Source organism: Arthrobacter sp. QXT-31 (genome assembly GCF_001969265.1).
GTDB lineage: Bacteria > Actinomycetota > Actinomycetes > Actinomycetales > Micrococcaceae > Arthrobacter.
The window spans coordinates 1,706,148-1,725,741 of record NZ_CP019304.1 but is presented as its reverse complement, the minus strand read 5'-3'; the positions used below and the strand labels follow the sequence as shown (position 1 = coordinate 1,725,741).

19 protein-coding genes and 2 pseudogenes are annotated in these 19,594 nt (G+C 67.6%); 10 read left to right on the top strand and 11 right to left on the bottom strand.

Features of this window, described 5'->3' with window-relative positions; genetic code table 11:
* The gene (locus tag BWQ92_RS07755; protein WP_076799005.1) at nt 1-1,761 is read right to left on the bottom strand and encodes an AMP-binding protein; all 1,761 of its coding nucleotides are present in this window, start codon (nt 1,759-1,761) and stop codon (nt 1-3) included.
* 138 nt (nt 1,762-1,899) lie between these two features.
* Here BWQ92_RS07755 and BWQ92_RS07750 point away from each other — a divergent pair, with 138 nt between their 5' ends.
* Nucleotides 1,900-3,090 (top strand): acyl-CoA dehydrogenase family protein, encoded by a 1,191-nt coding sequence (locus BWQ92_RS07750; protein ID WP_076799004.1) that lies wholly within the window; start codon nt 1,900-1,902, stop codon nt 3,088-3,090.
* A gap of 20 nt (nt 3,091-3,110) precedes the next feature.
* Here BWQ92_RS07750 and BWQ92_RS07745 read toward each other — a convergent pair whose 3' ends face one another.
* The 6 genes from BWQ92_RS07745 to BWQ92_RS07720 all read right to left on the bottom strand — a co-directional run bounded on the left by BWQ92_RS07745 (nt 3,111) and on the right by BWQ92_RS07720 (nt 7,529).
* Complete coding sequence (locus tag BWQ92_RS07745; protein ID WP_076799003.1) at nt 3,111-3,698, bottom strand: DinB family protein; 588 nt, start codon at nt 3,696-3,698, stop codon at nt 3,111-3,113.
* A 76-nt stretch (nt 3,699-3,774) separates the two neighbouring features.
* Entirely contained in the window at nt 3,775-3,978 is a 204-nt protein-coding gene (locus tag BWQ92_RS07740) for a cold-shock protein (RefSeq protein WP_003799085.1), read from the bottom strand.
* Between the two features lie 188 nt (nt 3,979-4,166).
* Nucleotides 4,167-4,487, bottom strand: a complete 321-nt coding sequence (locus BWQ92_RS07735; protein WP_076799002.1) for a putative quinol monooxygenase — start codon at nt 4,485-4,487, stop codon at nt 4,167-4,169.
* A 73-nt stretch (nt 4,488-4,560) separates the two neighbouring features.
* The gene (locus BWQ92_RS07730) at nt 4,561-5,616 is read right to left on the bottom strand and encodes a zinc-dependent alcohol dehydrogenase family protein (RefSeq protein ID WP_076799001.1); all 1,056 of its coding nucleotides are present in this window, start codon (nt 5,614-5,616) and stop codon (nt 4,561-4,563) included.
* Nucleotides 5,617-5,673: 57 nt separating this feature from the next.
* Entirely contained in the window at nt 5,674-6,300 is a 627-nt protein-coding gene (locus tag BWQ92_RS07725; protein ID WP_076799000.1) for a response regulator, read from the bottom strand.
* Entirely contained in the window at nt 6,297-7,529 is a 1,233-nt protein-coding gene (locus tag BWQ92_RS07720) for a sensor histidine kinase (protein WP_172804261.1), read from the bottom strand. The genes BWQ92_RS07725 and BWQ92_RS07720 overlap by 4 nt, the downstream gene beginning before the upstream one ends.
* A gap of 216 nt (nt 7,530-7,745) precedes the next feature.
* Between BWQ92_RS07720 and BWQ92_RS07715 the strand changes: the two genes are divergently transcribed.
* Nucleotides 7,746-8,342, top strand: a complete 597-nt coding sequence (locus tag BWQ92_RS07715; RefSeq protein WP_076798999.1) for a GlcG/HbpS family heme-binding protein — start codon at nt 7,746-7,748, stop codon at nt 8,340-8,342.
* Nucleotides 8,343-8,352: 10 nt separating this feature from the next.
* A complete protein-coding gene (locus tag BWQ92_RS07710) occupies nt 8,353-9,141 on the top strand; it encodes an ankyrin repeat domain-containing protein (protein ID WP_442856750.1) in 789 nt (262 codons plus the stop codon).
* 23 nt (nt 9,142-9,164) lie between these two features.
* On the opposite strand, the gene BWQ92_RS07705 is transcribed toward BWQ92_RS07710, so the two are convergent.
* Both BWQ92_RS07705 and BWQ92_RS07700 read right to left on the bottom strand, forming a co-directional pair.
* A complete protein-coding gene (locus BWQ92_RS07705) occupies nt 9,165-9,851 on the bottom strand; it encodes a CoA transferase subunit B (RefSeq protein ID WP_076798998.1) in 687 nt (228 codons plus the stop codon).
* A 13-nt stretch (nt 9,852-9,864) separates the two neighbouring features.
* Entirely contained in the window at nt 9,865-10,596 is a 732-nt protein-coding gene (locus BWQ92_RS07700; protein ID WP_076798997.1) for a CoA transferase subunit A, read from the bottom strand.
* A 175-nt stretch (nt 10,597-10,771) separates the two neighbouring features.
* Here BWQ92_RS07700 and BWQ92_RS07695 point away from each other — a divergent pair, with 175 nt between their 5' ends.
* The gene (locus BWQ92_RS07695; RefSeq protein ID WP_076803581.1) at nt 10,772-11,575 is read left to right on the top strand and encodes an IclR family transcriptional regulator; all 804 of its coding nucleotides are present in this window, start codon (nt 10,772-10,774) and stop codon (nt 11,573-11,575) included.
* A 134-nt stretch (nt 11,576-11,709) separates the two neighbouring features.
* Nucleotides 11,710-12,624 (top strand): NADP-dependent oxidoreductase, encoded by a 915-nt coding sequence (locus tag BWQ92_RS07690; RefSeq protein WP_076798996.1) that lies wholly within the window; start codon nt 11,710-11,712, stop codon nt 12,622-12,624.
* Between the two features lie 61 nt (nt 12,625-12,685).
* On the opposite strand, the gene nadE is transcribed toward BWQ92_RS07690, so the two are convergent.
* A complete protein-coding gene (gene nadE, locus BWQ92_RS07685; protein ID WP_076798995.1) occupies nt 12,686-13,540 on the bottom strand; it encodes an ammonia-dependent NAD(+) synthetase in 855 nt (284 codons plus the stop codon).
* Between the two features lie 133 nt (nt 13,541-13,673).
* Between nadE and BWQ92_RS07680 the strand changes: the two are divergent.
* From BWQ92_RS07680 to BWQ92_RS07670, 3 genes and pseudogenes are all read left to right on the top strand, one after another.
* Nucleotides 13,674-14,837 (top strand): annotated as a pseudogene (locus BWQ92_RS07680) (FAD-dependent oxidoreductase); the annotation flags it as partial.
* A 108-nt stretch (nt 14,838-14,945) separates the two neighbouring features.
* The gene (pyrE, locus tag BWQ92_RS23845) at nt 14,946-15,527 is read left to right on the top strand and encodes an orotate phosphoribosyltransferase (protein ID WP_172804346.1); all 582 of its coding nucleotides are present in this window, start codon (nt 14,946-14,948) and stop codon (nt 15,525-15,527) included.
* 201 nt (nt 15,528-15,728) lie between these two features.
* Entirely contained in the window at nt 15,729-16,778 is a 1,050-nt protein-coding gene (locus BWQ92_RS07670; protein ID WP_076798994.1) for a thioesterase domain-containing protein, read from the top strand.
* A gap of 38 nt (nt 16,779-16,816) precedes the next feature.
* Here the strand turns inward: BWQ92_RS07670 and BWQ92_RS07665 are convergent, their stop codons facing one another.
* Nucleotides 16,817-17,653, bottom strand: a complete 837-nt coding sequence (locus BWQ92_RS07665) for an HAD-IIA family hydrolase (RefSeq protein ID WP_087872249.1) — start codon at nt 17,651-17,653, stop codon at nt 16,817-16,819.
* A 52-nt stretch (nt 17,654-17,705) separates the two neighbouring features.
* Here BWQ92_RS07665 and BWQ92_RS07660 point away from each other — a divergent pair, with 52 nt between their 5' ends.
* The gene (locus BWQ92_RS07660) at nt 17,706-18,392 is read left to right on the top strand and encodes a TrmH family RNA methyltransferase (RefSeq protein ID WP_076798992.1); all 687 of its coding nucleotides are present in this window, start codon (nt 17,706-17,708) and stop codon (nt 18,390-18,392) included.
* A gap of 184 nt (nt 18,393-18,576) precedes the next feature.
* Nucleotides 18,577-19,594: pseudogene (gene fbaA / locus BWQ92_RS07655) on the top strand (class II fructose-bisphosphate aldolase).

Sequence of the window (19,594 nt, the reverse complement as noted above, 5' to 3'; positions counted from 1 at the left end):
TCAGCCCTGGCTTTTCAGGCCCGGAAAATCCGTCTCGGAGTATTCCGTGCCCAGGCCGCGGGCAGCGCCGGCCGGGCCGGGCCGGGCGCCGTCCGCGTGGCGGATCTCCTCACTGTGCCGCAGCTCGACCCGGCGGATCTTGCCCGAGATGGTCTTCGGCAGCTCGGCGAACTCCAACCGGCGGATGCGCTTGAACGGCGCCAGGTGGTCGCGGCAATAGCGCAGGATCTCCTCGGCGAGCTCCGGCCCCGGTTCGTGGCCAGCCGCCAGCACCACGAACGCCTTGGGTACGGACAGTTTGAGCGGATCGGGGGAGGGGACGACGGCGGCCTCCGCCACGGCCGGGTGCTCGATGAGCACGCTCTCCAGCTCGAACGGGGACAGCCGGTAGTCGGAGGACTTAAAGACGTCGTCGTCCCGGCCCACATACGTGATGACGCCGTGCTCGTCCCGGCTGGCCATGTCGCCGGTGTGGTAGTAGCCGCCGCGGAAGGCCTCGGCCGTCTTCTCCGGATCGCCGTAGTACGACTTCATCAGCCCGGCGGGGCGGGGGTCCAGGCGCAGGCACAGCTCGCCGTCGTCGGCCTCTTCCCCGGTGGCCGGATCGACGAGGACCACGTCATACCCGGGCAGGGGCTGGCCCATGGCGCCGATCTTCACGGGCTGGCCGGGCGTGTTGGCGACCTGCACCGTTGTCTCGGTCTGGCCGAAGCCGTCGCGGATGGTCTGGCCCCAGGCGCGCTGGACCTGGCCGATGACCTCGGCGTTGAGCGGCTCGCCGGCTGAAACAACCTTGGTGGGAGGGTTCTTGAGGAGGCCAAGGTCTGCCTGGATGAGCATCCGCCAGACCGTGGGCGGAGCGCAGAAGCTGGTGACCTTCTCGCGGTCCATCTGCTCCATGAGGGCCTTGGCGTCGAAGCGTTCGTAGTTGTAGACGAAGACGCAGGCCTCGGCAATCCACGGGGCGAACAGGTTGGACCAGGCGTGTTTCGCCCAGCCCGGGGACGCCACGTTCAGGTGCACGTCGCCCGGCTCCAACCCGATCCAATACATCGTGGACAGATGGCCCACGGGGTACGACGTATGCGTGTGCTCCACGAGCTTGGCCTTGGAAGTGGTGCCTGAGGTGAAGTAGAGGAGCAGGGTATCGTCCGCCTGGGTGGGGGCGTCCGGGTGGAACTCGGCGGGGGAGGCGGCAGAATCCGCGTACCGCAGAGCGCTGCTGGCGGGGGCGCTGGCGGCACTGCTGCCGGCGTCGGCGATTTCGATGAGCCGGTAGCTGCCGGGCACCTCGGCAAACTTCCCGAGGTTTGAACTGCCGACGGCGGCCCAGCCCGCTTCCCCGCGCTCCACCCGGTCCTTCAGGTCCGCCGGTCCCATGAGGGTGGTGGTGGGGATCAGCACGATGCCAAGCTTGATCCCGGCCAGCACGAGTTCCCACAGTTCCACCTGGTTGCCGAGCATGATGATCATGCGGTCGCCGCGCTTCACGCCCTGGCTGCGGAGCCAGTTGGCCACCTGGCTGGACCGTGCGGACAGATCGGTGAAGCTGCGGCGGGTGGCCGAGCCGTCCTGTTCCACGATCACCAGTGCAGGGTTGCCGCCGGTGGCAGGATCGGCCCCGATGGCGTCGAACCAATCGAGTGCGAAGTTAAACTCCTGGGGCCGGGGCCATTCGAAGCGGCTCCTCGCCTGGCGGTAGTCCTGGCGCAAGGCGAGCAGCTGGTCGCGTGCGGCGCGGAAGTCGTCGGTGACTGTCATGGGGCACCTTTCACCCGGGGGTTCACGTCCTAGTGATCCACATCGCTGTGCTATATATACTAGGACATCCAAGGGTTTGGAAGAGCGAAGGGATGTATGCCCGTGCAGCCACAACGACGTGACAACGGACAGCCCGCAATGGCCACGACTGAAGACGCCGCTAGTGTGCCGCTGCCGTTTGCCGATGCGGACCTCATGTATGTTGTGGATCTGCTTCCGCCGGCCGAACGGACCCGCTACCTCGAAATCCGGGACTTCCTGCAGTCCAGGGTCCGGGCCCAGTCCATCGAGTACTGGAACCGGGAGGAGTTCCCGTTCGGTCTCCTCGCGGAAATGGGCAAGCACGGACTTGGCGGGCTGCAGACGGACGGGACCTCCACGCTGTTCAAGGGCCTGATGTACGTTGAGGTGGCCCGTGCCGACGTGTCCCTGTCAGCGCTGGTGGGCATCCATAACGAGCTGATCGTGGGCATGATCGACGCCCTGGGATCGGAGGAGCAGAAGCAGCGCTGGCTTCCGGGCCTGAGGGCGTTCACGCAGCTGGGAGCCTTCGCGCTGACCGAGCCGGAGCACGGTTCGGACATCGCAGGCGGACTGGCCACGACGGCCCGGCTTGAGAACGGCGAGTGGGTAATCGACGGCGCCAAGCGGTGGATAGGCGCCGGGACCATCGCCGACTTTGCGCTGGTGTGGGCCCGGGACACCGCCGACCAGCAGATCAAGGGCTTCATCGTTGAGACGGACCGCCCCGGATACACGGCCACCAAGATCAGCAACAAGATCGGGCTGCGGATCATGCAGAACGCGGACATCCAACTGGACGGCGTTCGCATTCCGGAGGCCAACCTGCTCCCGGGGGCCACGGATTTCACCAAGGCCAACGAGCTCCTGAGAGATTCCCGGGCCTGGGTCGGCTGGCAGGCCGCCGGCATTCAGCTCGCCGCCTTTGACGTCGCCCGGTCCTACTCACTGCAGCGCCGCCAGTTCGGCAAGGAGCTGGCCCGCTTCCAGCTCATCCAGCAGCAGCTCGCCGAGATCCTGGGCAATGCGTCGGCCTCGCTGGCGCTGATGGCGCAGCTGGCCCGGATCCAGGAAGAGGGCAGGCTGGAAATGGCCCAGGCGGCCATGGCGAAGGCCACCACCACCCGGCTGGCCCGCGCCTCCGTAGCGCTGGGGCGGTCGCTGCTGGGCGGAAACGGCATCAGCAGCGACTTCGAGATGGGAAAGCTCTTCGGGGACGCGGAGATTCTCTACACCTACGAGGGCAGCTACGAAATCAACTCGCTGATTGTGGCACGCGCCGTGACGGGAAAATCAGCCTTCGTTTAGGGCGTTCCACCCGGGCCGGGTCACCCTGCAAGTGCGGCGGCTTCCCGTGCCGCCGCTTCCAGCCGCTCCACGTAGCCGGCCTGCTCCGCGGCGCCCCGCGCGGGCAGATTGGGGTCGTTGGGCCCCTGCCCGGTGGAGCCGTCGATGAATTCGCGGATGATGTCTGCGTGCCCCAAATGCTGGGAGGTCTCGGCGCACATGTGCACCAGCATCTGGTGCAGGGTGACGTTCCGGCGCTCCTCCCGCCACCAGGGCACAACGCCGGGGGCGTCCAGGGGCAGCGCTTCGATAGTGGCGTCGGTGTGCGCCGCCGAGAAGTGATGGAGCTCGACGATTTCCGTTCGGGTCTGCTCAGCGGTGGCCCACATGTCCGCATCGGGCTCGGCGCCGTCCGCGAACCAGGGCAGTACCCGGCCGCTCGGCCGTCCGAACACCTCGCCGAGATAGTCCAGTTGCACGCTGGCCACGTGCTTGACCAGTCCCAGGAGGTTCGTTCCCGTGGGCGTCATTGGCCGGCGGATGTCATATTCACCCAGGCCGTCGAGCTTGGCGAGGAGCTGGGCGCGTCGGGTCCGCAGGTAGTGGTGCAGGGTCGCTTTTTCATCCATGGCGGCACTCTACCGGGCAGAAACCAAAGACTCCCCTGTGCGTGCCAGGCACGGACAGGGGAGTCTTGGAAAGCCGTTACAGCGGGCGGATGTTCTCTGCCTGCGGACCCTTGGGGCCCTGGGTCACTTCGAATTCGACCTTCTGGTTTTCATCCAGGGAGCGGTAGCCGCTGGAGGCAATTGCCGAGTAGTGGGCGAATACGTCTGCCGATCCATCATCCGGAGCGATGAAGCCGAAGCCCTTTTCGGCGTTGAACCATTTAACTGTGCCTGTTGCCATTGCTACTTCCTTTGTAACCCTTTTCTGGTCCTGCTCCGACAGCAGGCAGAGACGGAAACTGTTGTCCGCTGTCTCCAACCTATGGGCCATCCGCCGGGCGTGCAATAGCTGCCGTCATCAGGAGTCCCAGCTGTAACGGGAGAATCTGCCGATTAATATGCGTCGGAGACGCTGCGGACCGTCCCGGCCTAGGTTGTGCTGCCTTGCTTCTGTCCGGTGTCCTCCCACATGACGTCCAGATTGCGGAACACCGGGGGAGCATCGCACAAGGCGGCCATCTTCGCGGCAAAGTCGGAGGTTTCCGGCCGGTTGGAGTTCTCCATCGCCGACTCGTAGGAATCAAATTCCACGATGGTGAAGTACGTCCCGGGACGGTCGCGGTCCGCTGTGGCGCTGATGCGCCGGAACGTCGGGAGTGTGGTTCCCTCGGTTCTTGACGGGCGGCCCAGCGCTTCGATCTCCTCGATGCGTGAGGTCTGGAATTCGATGATCTGCACAAACCCTGCCATGACGGCTCCTCGACGGCGGTGGGAACTGATGCGCATCACGGTAGACCCGGTCCCGTGGGTACGCAACCGTTTTTTACGGCGTCAGCAGCACCTTGATGGCCCGGCGTTCGTCCATCGCCTTGTACGCTTCCGGAGCGTCCTCCAGGGGCATCTCGACGTCGAACACCCGCCCGGGATTGATGGCGCCGGACAGCACGTCCTTGAGCAGTTCGGGGATGTAGGTGCGGGCCGGGGCCATACCGCCGGCCACGGTGATGTTCTTGTCGAACAGATAGCGCAGCGGGATCTCCGCGCCGCCCGTCGGAACACCGACGAAGCCCAGGGCGCCGCCGGGCCGGACGGAGTGCAGCGCCTGTTCCATCGACTCCTTGGTCCCCACGCACTCCAGCACGGAGTCGGCCAGGACACCGCCGAGCAGTTCGCGGACCTTGGCAACGCCGTCGTCGCCGCGTTCCGCCACGATATCCGTGGCGCCGAACTCGCGGGCGATGGCCTGCCGGTCCGCGCGGCGGGACATTGCGACGATCCGCTCGGCCCCGAGCCGCCTGGCGGCCAGGACGCCACACAGCCCCACCGCGCCGTCGCCCACCACCACAACGGTCCGGCCCGGGCCCACCTGGGCGCTGACTGCGGCGTGGTGGCCGGTGGCCATGACGTCGGAGAGGGTCAGCAGGCTGTTGCGCAACTTGGGGTCCGGTTCGCGGACCCCAGGCACCTTGACGAGCGTCGATTCGGCGAGGGGGACTCGCACGGCCTGGCCCTGGCCGCCGCTGACCGGGAATCCGGCGTCGTCCTTTCCGCCCCAGCCGGCGAGGCGCTCGCAGGCCACGGTGACCCCGTTCCGGCACTGCGGGCACTGGCCGCAGCTGACCACGAAGGGGGCGATGACAAAGTCGCCGGCGCGGAGCGCGGACACGTCGGTGCCCGTGCTTTCCACCACGCCGACGAACTCATGGCCGATGGCGGTTGGCCGGTGGACCGGCTTCACCCCGCGGTAGGGCCACAGGTCCGAGCCGCAGACGCAGGCAGCCGTCACCCGGACCACCGCATCCGTGGGGAGCTGGACGGCCGGATAGTCGCGGTCCTCCACCCTGATGTCTCCAGGGCCGTGGATGATGGTGGCGCGCATGGCTGTTCCTCTCGGAGGGCAGGGGGGCTGGGACAGGGTCGAGTCTAGCCCCCGCTGCTAGCGCATCCCCTCGCGGCGGATGGCGGTGGCGATAGCCGCGGCCCGGGTGTCCACGCCCAGCTTGGCATAGATGTGGGCGAGGTGGGTCTTGACCGTGGCTTCCGAAATGAAGAGCCGCTGCCCCAGCTCCCGGTTGCTGAGACCCTCGGTGAGGAGGCTCAGGAGCTCGGCCTCCCGCGGCGTCAGCACCTCGTCCGGGTTGCGCAGCTGCTGGAACAGGCGCGAGGCCACCGGCGGGCTCATGACGCTCTTTCCCTGGACGGCGCCGCGGATGGCAGCGAAGATCTCCTCGGGGGCGGCATCCTTGAGGAGATACCCCATGGCCCCGGCGTCCACGGCACGGACGATGTCGGCGTCGGAATCGTAGGTGGTGAAGACCAGCACAGCCTGCCGGCGGTTGCGCTCGCGGAGTTTCCTGATCGCCTCGATCCCGTCCATGCCCGGACCCATGGCCAGGTCCATCACCACGACGTTGGGTGAGTGCTCCTCCACGGCCGCCAGGGCCTCCTCGCCGGAGGATGCCTCCGCCACCACATCGATATCCGGTTGCGTGCCCAGCAGGGCCTTCAGCCCGCTTCGGACCACAAGGTGGTCGTCCACCAAAAGCACGGTGATGACGCTCATTCTTCCCCCTTGGCCGGCAGCTTGACTGGCGGCGGTGCCGGCAGCTGTGCCGCCACAACAGTTCCCTCGCCCGGGGCGCTTTCCACCGAGAAGGCGCCGCCGAGCTGCTCAACCCGCTGCCGCATGGCCCGCAGGCCGTAACCTCCGGCGTCCGACGGCGGTGCTACCGCTGCCGGATCGAAGCCCGTGCCGTCGTCGTAGATGTCCAGCGTAACCGCGTCCGGAAGAAAGCCGAGCGTGATCGTGGCGGTGCTGGCGGAAGCGTGCAGCTTGATGTTTGCGGCGGCGCTCTGGACCACCCGCAGGAGCGCATGGCGCACCTCCGCCGCCACCTGCCGGGGCTCGCCGGTGACCAGCAGCCTGGCGCCCGGCACGTACTGGAGGGCGGCCTGCCGCAGGGCGTCCGGCAGCGGCGAGGCGTCGAGGCCCGGGGAAGCCAGTTCGTGGACCAGACTGCGGGTGTCGGACAGGTTCCGGCGCAGCAGTTCGCTGGCCTGCCGGAGATCCCGCCGCGACGCCGGTTCCGGCCAGGCGCGGTTTGCGGCTTCCAGCAGGAGCAGGCTGCTGGCCAGGCCCTGGGTCACGGTGTCGTGGATTTCCCGCGAGACGCGCTCGCGCTCCGCGATGGTGCCGGCCCTGCGCTCGCTGGCGGCCAGCTGTCCCTGGGCGAGCGAGACCTCGTGGTGCAGGCGCCGCTGCTCGGCGGCGTCGTGCTCAATCCGGTCGTAGATGAGCGTCAGCAGGACGCCGACGGCGAGCGGGCCCAGGAGCATGGCCAGGTCCGTGCCGTCGCTGAGCCGGAACAGTCCCGCGGCGGTGGCTGCCGCCGTCGCTCCTGCCGCCGCATAGGCGACTGCCCCGGTAAAGGCGATGCGGCACAGGAAGAACAGTGCGAACGAGCACCAGGCAAAGCTGGGCGCGGAGACCACCAGGACGGCCCAGACCGCCACGAGGACGAACATCCACAGCGCCCAGGGGCGTCGGCGCTGGGCGAGCACGGCGATGATGGCGTACAGGGCACAGGCCGCGGCCGCCAGCGCGAGCACCAGCAGGTTGTCCGCGGGGCCGTGCCGCATCACGTACCGCACCGCGGAGGCCACGATGAGGACGGCGAAACCGAGGTGGACCGCCGCGTCGATCCGTCCCAGCCGGCTGCCTGCGGCGGGGGGAGCAGGGCCGGTGGCGGCGGGAGGCAGGTCCGGTGCGGCGGGAGGGGCTGGGGAGGGCATGGCGGGTCCGGTTCCGGTGGTGACGTGCTACGAACCATGCTATTGCCCGCGCCGTTGCTGGTCTCTCAACCTTTTGGCTGATAGCGGCAGCTGAAAGGACCAGCCAGCCCCAACTGATGGCCTGATGTGCCCGGACCGGCACGGGGCCACCATGGATATGTAGCTGTTTGGCACACCGATCGCTCACAAGAAGCCGCTCATTGAAGGAGAACCACCGTGAAGAAGTCCCAGAAGATTTTTGCCGCCGCGGCAGCCGGAGCCCTCGTCATCACCGCCGGTGCCACCGCCGTCGCCAACGCCGGATCAGGGTCTTCAGCCGCGGCTGCCCAGCCTGCTGCGCAGCCGGCAGCAGCCCCGGCGGCCGTGCCGGCCGCGGACGTCCAGCCGATCGATGAGAATGTGGTCGCCCAGAACCGGATCACCGTCGGCGCGTCGGCAAAGGCGGTAGGTGCGGCGCTTGCCAAGTGCCAGGCGGACAAGCTGCCGTTCGTCACGGTGGCCCTGGTGGACCGGTTCGGCACCGTGCAGGCACTCCTGCGCGGTGACAACGCTGCCGAGCACACCATCGAATCCGCCAAGCAGAAGGCGTACACGGCCGCTGCCTTCGGAAGCCCCACGAGCGAACTCGCCAAGCGGATCAGCGGCACCGGTCCGAGCATCGCTGACCTTCCCGGCACCCTCTTCCTCCCCGGCGGCGTCCCGCTGAAGGTGAACGGCGTCTCCGTGGCAGGCATCGGCGTCGGCGGCGCCCCGGACGGCAAGCTGGATGAAGCGTGCGCCGAGGCCGGCGCCGCCGTGATCGCCGCCAAGTAGGCTGCGGCACGTGGCAAGGGACGTGTACGACGGCGGGCGGGCGGGTGCCGCACTTCCCCTCGCCGGCCTGGCGGTAGCGGCTGTTCTGTTGGCGGGGTGCGCCCCCGGGGCACCCTCCGCCGGCAGTTCCAGTGCCGCCAGCCCCCAGTCAGTGAGTCCGACGGCGGAAAATCCGGCGGCGGGAACCGGGACCGGCCCGGGCAGCGGCACCGCAAGCCCGGCGCCGTCGTCCGCTGCCGCCAATGCCACGCCGGCTCCGCCGGCTTCCGCGCCCACCACCCGTCCTGTTTTGTCCCCGGCCGAGCAGCAGAAGCTGGACCAGCGGCTGGTCCGGGCTGCGAAGGCCAACGACGTGGCCCTCGTGGCGCAGCTGATCCGCGAGGGCGGCAACGTGAACGCCAAGGACTCCATCCAGGATTCGGCCTTCCTGTACGCGGGCGCCGAGGGCTTCAATGAGGTTCTGCGGCTGACCCTTGCGAACGGGGCGGACGTGAGGAGCACCAACCGCTTCGGCGGGACCGCCCTGATCCCGGCCAGCGAGCACGGACACGTGGAAACAGTCCGGATCCTGATCGAGGCCGGGGTCCCGGTGAACCACGTCAATAACCTCGGCTGGACCGCCATGCAGGAAGCCATCCTCCTGAACAATGGCGGGCCCAGGCAGCAGGACGTGGTCCGCCAGCTGCTCGACGCCGGGGCGGACCCCAACATCCGCGACCCGCAGGGCAGGACCGCGCTGGAGAACGCCGAGCGGCTGGGCTTCACCGGGATCGCCCGGCTGATCCGCGGGCGGGGCTGAGAGTACTCAGCAGCCGAAGGTAATTACGGCCGTCCCTGTTGCCGGGCCGGTTCGGCGTGCAGCTCCGCGGCCACGCTGAACCCGGCTTCGGTCTTTTCCCGGATCTCCTCAACCGTGACCCCGGGGGCGAGGCGGGTGAGGGTGAGCTGCCGGCCGCCGTCGCGCTTTTCCAGATCGAAAACCGCAAGGTCGCTGATGATCCGGTCCACGACGCCGACGCCGGTGAGCGGAAGGGTGCATTCGGAAACGATCTTGGCTGAGCCGTCCTTGGCGTTGTGTTCGGTGAGGACCACCACACGCGGGGTTCCGGCCACGAGGTCCATGGCGCCGCCCATGCCTTTGACCATCTTGCCCGGGATGGTCCAGTTGGCAAGGTCCCCGGTGCCGGAGACCTGCATGGCGCCGAGGATCGCGACTTTCACGTGCCCGCCGCGGATCATGCCGAAGGAGGTGGCGGAGTCGAAAATGCTGCCGCCGGGCAGGACCGTGACGGTCTGCTTGCCGGCGTTGATGAGGTCGGCGTCCTCCTCGCCCTCGTACGGGAACGGGCCCATGCCGAGCAGGCCGTTCTCGCTCTGCAGGACCACCCGGACGCCGTCGGGCAGGTTGTTGGCGACGAGCGTGGGGATGCCGATGCCGAGGTTGACGTAGTCGCCGTCGTTCAGTTCTTCGGCCGCGATGGCAGCCATTTCATTCCGGGTCCAGGCCACGGGAATCTCCTTCTTAGTTGTTGACGAGTTCAGCGCTGATCCGGTCGCCAGCAGGGCGGACGGTGCGCTGCTCGATGTCCTTGACCCTGTTGCTGGCCTGGACCAGGTGCTGGACGTAGACGCCCGGCGTGACGATGTGGTTTGGATCCAGGGCGCCGGGTTCGACGATGACCTCCGCCTCCGCGACGGTGACGGCCCCCGCGGTGGCAACCACCGGGTTGAAGTTCCGAGCGGTGTAGCGGTAGATCAGGTTGCCGTCCGTGTCCGCGGTGTGGGCGTGGACCAGGGCGACGTCAGCCCGGATGGCCCGCTCCTGGACGTACGTCCCGCCGTCGAACTCCGCCAGCGGCTTGCCCTCTGCGACCAGCGTGCCCACACCTGTCTTCGTGTAGAACGCGGGGATGCCGGCGCCGCCGGCGCGCAGCCGCTCGGCCAGAGTGCCCTGCGGGGTGAACTCCACTTCGAGGTCCCCGGCGAGGTACTGCTCGGCGAAGAGCCTGTTCTCGCCGACGTAGGAGGCGATCACCTTGCGGACCTGGCCCGCCTCGATCAGGACGCCCAGGCCCTTGCCGTCAACGCCCATGTTGTTGGACACCACGGTCAGGTCCCGCACCCCGGAATCCCGTACGGCCTCGATCAGATCGGCCGGAATGCCGCTCAGCCCGAACCCGCCCACGGCAAGGGTGATCCCGTCCTTCAGGACATCGCTCAGGGCATCGGCGGCACCGGATTTAAGTTTGGACATCGCATCTCCTCGTTGAGCTGTGGCGCAGTCCACTTTGTGGACGCTGCTTCTGCCTGTGGAGCGTATGCGGGTGCCGGAGTGGGTGTCAAGGATTCAGGAGCCCGGGACCGTCGCCCTTTTACACTGTGGACGGTAGGCTGGGAAGTGTCCACAATATGGAGCATCGGGAGTGATCATGAACCAGGCACCAGTCCAGGGCGCACAGGTCGTGAGCCGCATTGCAGGCCTTCTGCGCATCGTGGGACGCAAGCCTGAGGGAAGCCCGCTCGTGGAGCTGGTACGGGACTCAGGGCTGACCCGTCCCACCGTGCACCGCCTGCTCACGTCGCTCGCGGCCGAGGGCCTCCTCGACCACGACCCCCTGAGCGGGAACTGGGTGCTGGGTCCCGAAGCGCTGCTGATGGGATCGGTGGCCGCGGCGCGCTTTCCGCTGGAGGACCTCGCCAGGCCCAGCCTGCGCCGGCTCGCCGAGGAAACCGGTGAGAGCGCCTTCTTTTCCATCCGGCGCGGCGCCGAGACCGTGTGCCTGCTGCGGGAGGAAGGCAGCTTCCCCGTCCGATCCTTCGTGCTGCATGAGGGCGTCCGGTTTCCGCTGGGCGTAGCCTCGGCCGGAACGGCGATAATGGCCTTCCTGCCCGAACCCGAACAGGAGCAGATCCTGGGTGACTGGGCCGTCCACGCCGGCAAATACGCCAGCGGGCACCCGGAAGACGTGGTCCGGAACAACCTGCAGCAAACCCGCCGGCGGGGCTACTCAGTGAACCCGGGCCTGGTGCTGGAGGGCAGCTGGGGCATGGGTGCGGCCGTCTTCGACCAGGCCGGTCGGCCGTCGTGGGCGCTGTCGCTGACCGGCATTGAGCCCCGGTTCCGGGAGGACCGGCGCGAACTGCTGGGGCGGCTTCTGCTGGAGGAGGCCCACCGGCTCACAGTCCGGCTGGGCGCGGGCGGCGATCGCCGGCGGCCGAACCAGCGGCAGTAGCCGCAGGCCGCCGTCGGACGGCCGCCTCCCTCGAAGCCGTGCAAAAACTGTTGTGGTGCCTGCCGGGCATGCCTACCCTTGCAGAAGAGTTCCTCCCCTCGTAAAGCCTGGACAGCATCGAAGGAGCCAGAGCCATGAGCACACGGGTCTACTTTGAGGAGTACGGTGATCCGCAGGTCCTGAAGGTGGGTACCGAAAAGCTCCCCGAGCCAGGTGATGGCCTGGTGAGGGTGGAGTTCCGGGCGGTAAGCGTCAACCCCGCGGACTGGAAACTGGTGGCCGGTTACCTGAAAAAGTGGGTCCCCCTGGACTTTCCGGTGGTGCCCGGTAGCGAGGCAGCCGGTGTGGTGACCGCCGTCGGGCCCGCTTTTGAGGGATTCGGCGTGGGTGACGAGGTCATCTGGAACGGACTCCTCGGCGGCTACCGGACGGAAGCCGTGGTGCCGGCCGACCAGCTGACCCCCTTGCCGGCGGGGGTGGACTTCGAACAGGCGGCGTGCATCCCGGTGGCCGGAGGGACGGCGTATTCGGCCCTGAAGCAGCTGGCGCTGGGAGCCGGGGACACGGTGCTGATCCATGGAGCCGCCGGCGGGGTTGGCTCGGCCGCGGTCCAGATTGCGCAGGCCTTCGGTGCACGGGTGATCGGCACCGCGTCGGAGGCCAACCAGGAGTACCTGCGGGAACTGGGTGCCGAACCGGTGGTATACGGTTCCGGGCTTGCGGACCGGGTGCGTTCAGTCTCTGACGACGCCGGCACCGTCACGGCAGTCCTGGACACGGTGGGGAGCGAGGATTCGCTGGCGACAACCGCCGAGCTGCTCCAGGGGAACGGCCGTGCAGTCACGACAGTTCCGGGCGAGCAGTCAGCGGCGGCAGGCCTGGCGGCCGTCCAGCAGCTGGAAAACCGGGTGGCGGAGGTGGCGACGCTCGCCGCGGAAGGCCAGATCACCTTCACGGTCTCGCACCGCATGCCGCTGATCGAGGCCGCCGACGCCCTGGACATCAGCCGCGGCGGCCACGGACGCGGGAAGATCCTGCTGCTGCCCTAGGTGGACTGCCCAGGGACGGCTGACCCAAACGGGCGCCGCCGCACCGGATCCCCGGCGGGTTTTAGAGTCCCGCCCGGGGCTCCTCCGGGCCCTCGCCCTTCCACCAGGAGTCGAAGATGCTGACCGGGACAGTGCGCTTGTGCCGGGTCCGCAGGTACTTCTCCTCGATCAGGGCCGCTGCGCCCTCGGTCACCTCGCGGCCCTCAAGGTAGTCGTCGATCTGGTCGTACGTCAGGCCGAGTTCGTCCTCGTCCGTCCGGCCCGGCTTGTCGTCCAGGAGGTCGGCGGTGGGCACCTTCTTCCATAGCCGCTCCGAAGCGCCGAGGTGTTCCAGGAGGGAGCGGTTCTGCCGCTTGTTCAGGCCGAAGAGCGGCAGAATGTCGGCGCCGCCGTCACCGTATTTGGTGAAGAACCCGGTGACGGATTCAGCGCCGTGGTCCGTGCCGATGACGAGGTAGTTGTGCTCGCCCGCCAGGGCGTACTGCGCGATCATGCGGGTGCGGGCCTTGGTGTTGCCCTTGTGGAAGTCGGAAATCCCGTTGCCGACAGTCTTTTCGAACTCGTCCTCGAAGCCGTCCACGGCGGCGGAAATGTTGAACGTCCATTCCCTGGAGGCCCTGATGAAGTCCAGGGCTGCCTGCGCGTCCTCTTCATCGTGCTGGACGCCGTAGGGGAGGCGGACTGCCACGAACTGCGCATCCGTGCCCTCCGCCTGCAGCTCATCGACGGCCAGCTGTGCCAGGCGCCCGGCCAGTGTGGAGTCGAGGCCGCCGGAAATGCCCAGGACGAAGCCCTTGGTGCCGGTGGCCTTCAGGTACTCCTTCAGGAAAGTGACGCGCTTGCGCACCTCCTCTGCGGGATCGATCTGGGGCTGAACGCCCATTTCTTCGATGATCTTGGCCTGGAGTTTGCGCATGTGGTCCACACTAGTCAGCAGGATTAGCAAGGCTCAACTGTTTCCGCCCGGGATCAGGGGCTTAAGTCTCTGTTGGCGCTCTGTGCTGTGAGTCTCTGTTCCGGGGTGCAGCGGGAGGCGTACCGTATGGCTCATGGAGAGCACAGGATGCGCGGTGGTGGGCGGCGGGCCCGCCGGCATGATGCTGGGACTCTTGCTGGCACGGGCCGGCGTCCGGGTCACCGTCCTCGAAAAACACGGCGACTTCCTCCGGGACTTCCGCGGCGACACCGTCCACGCCTCCACCGTCCGGCTCATCGACGAACTCGGGCTCGGCGCTGAGTTCCGTGAACTGCCGCAGAGCCGGCTGCGCAACGTCGCCTTCCCGCGCCCCGGAGGCGGCCTGGTCACGCTGGGCAATTTCGGCGGGCTCCGTCCGCCCTACAACTACATCGCCATGATGCCCCAGTGGGACTTCCTGAATTTCCTCGCCCGCGCTGCTGAGCAGGAGCCCACGTTCACGCTTCTGATGGAGCACAAGGCAACTTCCCTGATGTCCGACGGCGGCCGGGTCGCCGGAATCCGGTACGTCACCAAGAACGGGACAGAGGGTGAACTGCGGGCAGACCTCGTGGTGGCCACCGATGGCCGGCACTCGGTGCTGCGCCAGAGGGCCGGCCTGAGGTCGAAGGAATACCCGGTGCCGTTCGATACCTGGTGGTTCAAGCTGCCCCGGGCGGAATCGGAGAAGGGGGAGGTGGCGGGCATCGTTCCGGCGTTCGGGGACCGCGACGCCGTCATTGCCCTTTTCCGGGACACGTACTACCAGATGGGCTACTTCGCCCCGAAAGGCTCCGACGCCCGGATCAAGAGCGAGGGTGTGGAGCGGTTCCGGGATCGGATCGCCGCGCTGCGCCCGGACCTCGCCGACCGCGTCGGCGCTATCCGGTCCCTGGACGACCTGCACTGGCTGGATGTCCGCCTGGACCGCCTGCGGCGCTGGTACGTTGACGGGCTGCTGTGCATCGGCGATGCCGCTCACGCGATGTCCCCGGCGGGCGGGGTGGGAATCAACCTTGCCATCCAGGACGCCGTGGCCGCGGCCGCCCGGCTGGCGCCTGCCCTGCTGCGCCGCAACGTCACGGTGCAGGATCTTGCCGCGGTGCAGCGGCGGCGGCAACTGCCCACCGTCATCATCCAGTCCGTCCAGCGCCTCATGCACCGCGGGGTGTTTGTTCCGCTGTTTACCGGCAAGAGGTCCGGGCCTCCGGCGGCGGTGCTGTACGCGGTCCAGCACCTTCCCGTGCTGACGCGCCTGCTGCCCCGGCTGATCGCGCACGGACCCTTGCCCGAGCACGCGCCTGCTTTCGCCCGCCGTCCGGGGGCGAAGCCAGGGGAGGTGGCCGGCCCGACTAAACTGGAACCCATGACTGCCACCCCGGACTCGCTGTCCAATGCCGCTGCCCGTGCCCGACTTCTGGAACTGATCAAGGAGCTCGCGGTTGTCCGCGGCAAGGTCATCCTGTCCAGCGGCGCGGAAGCCGACTACTACATCGACCTGCGCCGCATCACCCTTCACCACGAGGCATCCAAGCTCGTGGGCCAGGTCATGCTGTCCCTGATTGACGACGCCGGCATCGACTTTGAGTGCGCCGGCGGCCTCACGATGGGGGCGGACCCGGTGGGCACCGCCGTCATGCACGCCGCCGCCAACGCCGGCCGGGCGATCGACGCGTTCGTGGTCCGCAAGGCCCAGAAGTCCTACGGCATGGGCCGGCAGGTGGAAGGCCCCTCGGTCGAGGGCCGGAAGGTCCTGGTGCTCGAGGACACCTCCACCACCGGCGGGTCAGCCCTGACCGCCGTCGAGGGTGTGCGCAACGCCGGCGGCAACGTCGTGGCTGTTGCCGTCATCGTCGACCGCGACACCGGCGCCAAGGAAAAGATCGAAGCCGAAGCCGGCGTGCCGTACCTCTACGCCTTCAGCAAGGACGAGCTCGGCCTGGACTGAGCTAATTTAGCGGCCGGAACGGAACCGTCCGGAACTGAACTATCCGGAACGGAACCGTCCGGAACTGAACTGGCCGGAGCGGAACTGCAGCGGACGACGGCGGGACCTCCCGCCGTCGTCCGCTTCGCTTTTTGCCCACCCGCGTCAGCAGGGGACACGCCCGCTTGTGTTGCCCCGCCGGCCTGTGCCTAGGGTAGTTCAGTGCCATATGAAGGGGCCGCCGGCCAGACGGGCCAGCATCAGGCGCCGGGCGGGGACGCAGCCCGGCTGCTTCGGCGCGCCGCGGACCTGAAGCGGTTCTCCCGCCGGACTTTCCTCACCGGAGCCGGCGCCTCCACGGTCCTCGCCGCGGACATGCTGTTCACCAAGCGGGTGCAGGAGGAGCGGCAGGTCCACAAGATCCTCGTGGTCGAGGACGACTTCGCGCAAAGCTACTTCCCGAACGCCAGCTGGATCCTGTTCCCCGGCTACAAGACCAGCTGGGAAGAGGCCCAGTGGATCCTCAACTCGCTCCGCGGCAGCCTAAGGCTCCGCGGCCAGCTCGCGGCGGCCGGATACTCCAACCTGGGACTTGACATCGACCAGCTGGTCATCGCGGTGATCGAGCACGTCCGCGCAAACAACCTCAGCACGCTCTACTTCTACGGACACAGCTTCGGCGGCATGGTGGCCACCCAGGTGGCCGCCCGGCTGCTAGAGCTGCACGGCGTCAAGGTGGAACTGATCGTGCTCGACTGCAGCCCCTACAGCAAGTTCGACGTCCTGGACCAGAGCTGGTTCGACGGCGTGGTCTTCCTCTATGAAAGCGGCTTCCGGATCCCGTCGGTGCTGCGCGGTGGCTACGAGCTGGGGGAGAGGGTGGCCCACAAGGACGAGCGCACCTGGCGCCAGATCCTCAACCAGACATTGGAGCAGCTGTCCCCGCTCGCCCCCTCCAGCGTGCTGATCCAGACGGAATCGGCCTATATCTATCACTTCGATGCCACGCGCTTCGCCGGCCAAATCGGCGACACCCGGATGGCCTACATCGGAAACCAGCGGGACCAGACCGTCAACTACCGGACAGCCCGCGATTCGTGGGCGCGCACGTTCGCCGCCAACATGGTCTCGTCCGACCGGCAGACCACAGGGGCGCTGCCGGCACACGCGAGTCCGGGCTGGAACCCGTTCGTGTACCGGCCCATCCTCGAGGACCTGGAGAACGAGATCTTCCCGCTGCCCGGAGGCGGCGGGAAGATGACCCCGTTCTGATGCCGCCAGCCGCGGCCTGTGTCAGAGCTGGTTCTTGGTCAGATCTGGTTCTTGAGGTCCGCGACGGAGGCCAGCACCTGGTTGGGGCGGAACGGGTAGGAGGAAATTTCGTCCCGCTGCGTGATGCCGCTGAGCACCAGCACCGTGTGCAGCCCGGCCTCCATGCCCGCGATGATGTCGGTGTCCATGCGGTCGCCGATCATCGCCGTGGTTTCCGAGTGCGCATCGATCTGGTTCATGGCCGAGCGGAACATCATCGGGTTCGGCTTGCCCACAACGTACGGTTCCCGGCCGGTGGCCTTGGTGATGAGCGCGGCGATGGCGCCGGTTGCCGGTAGCGGGCCCTCCTTGGACGGCCCGGTGGCGTCCGGGTTGGTGGCGATGAAGCGGGCCCCGGCGAGGATCAGGCGGATGGCCGTGGTGATCGCCTCGAAAGAGTAGGTGCGGGTTTCGCCGAGCACCACGAAGTCGGGGTTCTGGTCGGTGAGGATGAAGCCTGCCTCGTGGAGCGCCGTCGTCAGCCCTGCCTCGCCGATGGTGTAGGCGCGGTTTCCGCTGTCCGGTCCGCCGGCCGATACCTGGTCCTTCAGGAACTGGGCTGTGGCCAGCGCCGACGTCCAGATGTTCTCCTCCGGGATTTCCAGGCCGGAGGCACGCAGCCGGGCCGCGAGGTCACGCGGCGTGAAAATCGAGTTGTTGGTCAGCACCAGGAAGCGCCTTGAGGTGTCCACCCAGCGCTGGATCAGTTCCGCGGCCCCGGGCACGGCCTGGTTCTCATGCACCAGGACCCCGTCCATGTCGGTCAGCCAGCACTCGATCTCCTGGCCGCTGCGGTACACGGCCGCCGATGTCTTTACCTTGTCCGCTTCTGCCATGTTTATCCTCACCGAGATGTTTGCGTTCCGGAGCCCAGTCTAGTGTTGAGGGGTGACGCAAACGCCCGGGACACCCGAACCCCAACCAGACCCACCCCAGCCAGACCGGAACGGGACGCAGGAGCCAAAACCCGAGGTCGGCGTCGGGCCCTGGGAAGGTGACTGGCCTGAAGGCGACCACTGGGACCCGGACCTCCTGGCCGACGGTGACCGGCGCAACGTCGTGGACAAGTACCGGTACTGGCGGCACGAGGCGATCGTCGCGGACCTGGACTCCAAACGCCACGACTTCCACATCGCCATCGAAAACTGGCAGCATGACCTCAACATCGGCACCGTGGTTCGCACCGCCAACGCGTTCCTCGCCAAGGAGGTCCACATCATCGGACGACGGCGGTGGAACCGCCGCGGGGCGATGGTCACCGACCGCTACCAGCACGTCCGCCACCACCCCACGGTGGAGGATTTCGTGGCCTGGGCCCAGGGGGAGGGACTGGCCATCATCGGGATCGACATCTTCCCGGACTCCGTTCCCTTGGAGACGTACGAACTGCCGCAGAAATGCGTGCTGGTCTTCGGGCAGGAGGGCCCCGGACTGACCCCGGAGGTGCACGAGGCCGCGGAGGCCACGCTGTCCATCGAGCAGTTCGGATCCACGCGCTCCATCAACGCGGGCTCGGCCGCGGCGATCGCGATGCACGCCTGGGTGCGCCGGCACGTGTTCGGCCAGCACGTCTAGCTGGCTTCGCCGAGATGGCACTTCCTGCCACGCCGGTGCCACGGATCGAAGTTGCGCCAAGTGTTACCCGGCCGGGTGATCCGAAACACTGCCCCTGAACAGAAATGGCTAGGATGGTTTTAGCCGACGAGGTTCACTCCAGGGTCTACCCAACCCGCAGACGAAATTCGATTTAGGAGTCAGCATGCCCATTGCAACCCCAGAGATCTATGCCGACATGATCGACCGTGCCAAGAAGGGCGGCTTCGCGTTCCCGGCGGTCAACGTCACTTCTTCCCAGACCCTGAACGCTGCCCTGCGCGGGTTCGCTGAGGCCGAGTCGGACGGCATCGTGCAGGTTTCCACCGGCGGCGCCGCGTACTGGTCCGGTGCGTCCACGAAGGACATGGTGGCCGGTTCGCTGGGCTTCGCCGCGTTCGCCCGCGAGTGGCCAAGAACTACAACGTGAACATCGCCCTGCACACCGACCACTGCCCGAAGGACAAGCTGGACGGGTTCGTGCTGCCGCTGCTGGCCGCCTCCGAGGCCGAGGTCAAGGCCGGCCGCAACCCGCTTTTCAACTCGCACATGTGGGACGGCTCCGCCGAGACGCTGCAGGAGAACCTGCGCATCGCCCGTGAACTGCTGGACCGGACCGCCGCAGCCAAGATCATCCTCGAGGTGGAGATCGGCACCGTCGGCGGCGAGGAAGACGGCGTTGAGCACGAGATCAACGAGAAGCTCTACACCACGGTGGAAGACGCCCTGGCCACCGTCGACGCCTTGGGCGCCGGCGAAAACGGCCGCTACATCACGGCCCTGACCTTCGGGAACGTGCACGGTGTGTACAAGCCGGGCGGGGTGAAGCTGCGTCCGGAGATCCTGAAGGACATCCAGGCCCAGGTCGGCGCCAAGATCGGCAAGGAGAACCCGTTCGACCTGGTGTTCCACGGCGGGTCCGGTTCCTCGGACCAGGAGATCGCGACGCCGTGTCCTACGGCACCATCAAGATGAACATCGACACGGACACCCAGTACGCGTACACCCGTCCGGTGGCGGACCACATGTTCCGCAACTACGACGGCGTCCTCAAGGTCGACGGTGAAGTGGGCGACAAGAAGACCTACGACCCCCGCGTCTGGGGCGCGTCCGCCGAAGCCGGCCTCGCCGCCCGCGTCGTCGAAGCCACCCAGCAGCTCGGCTCCGCAGGCAAGACCTTCTAA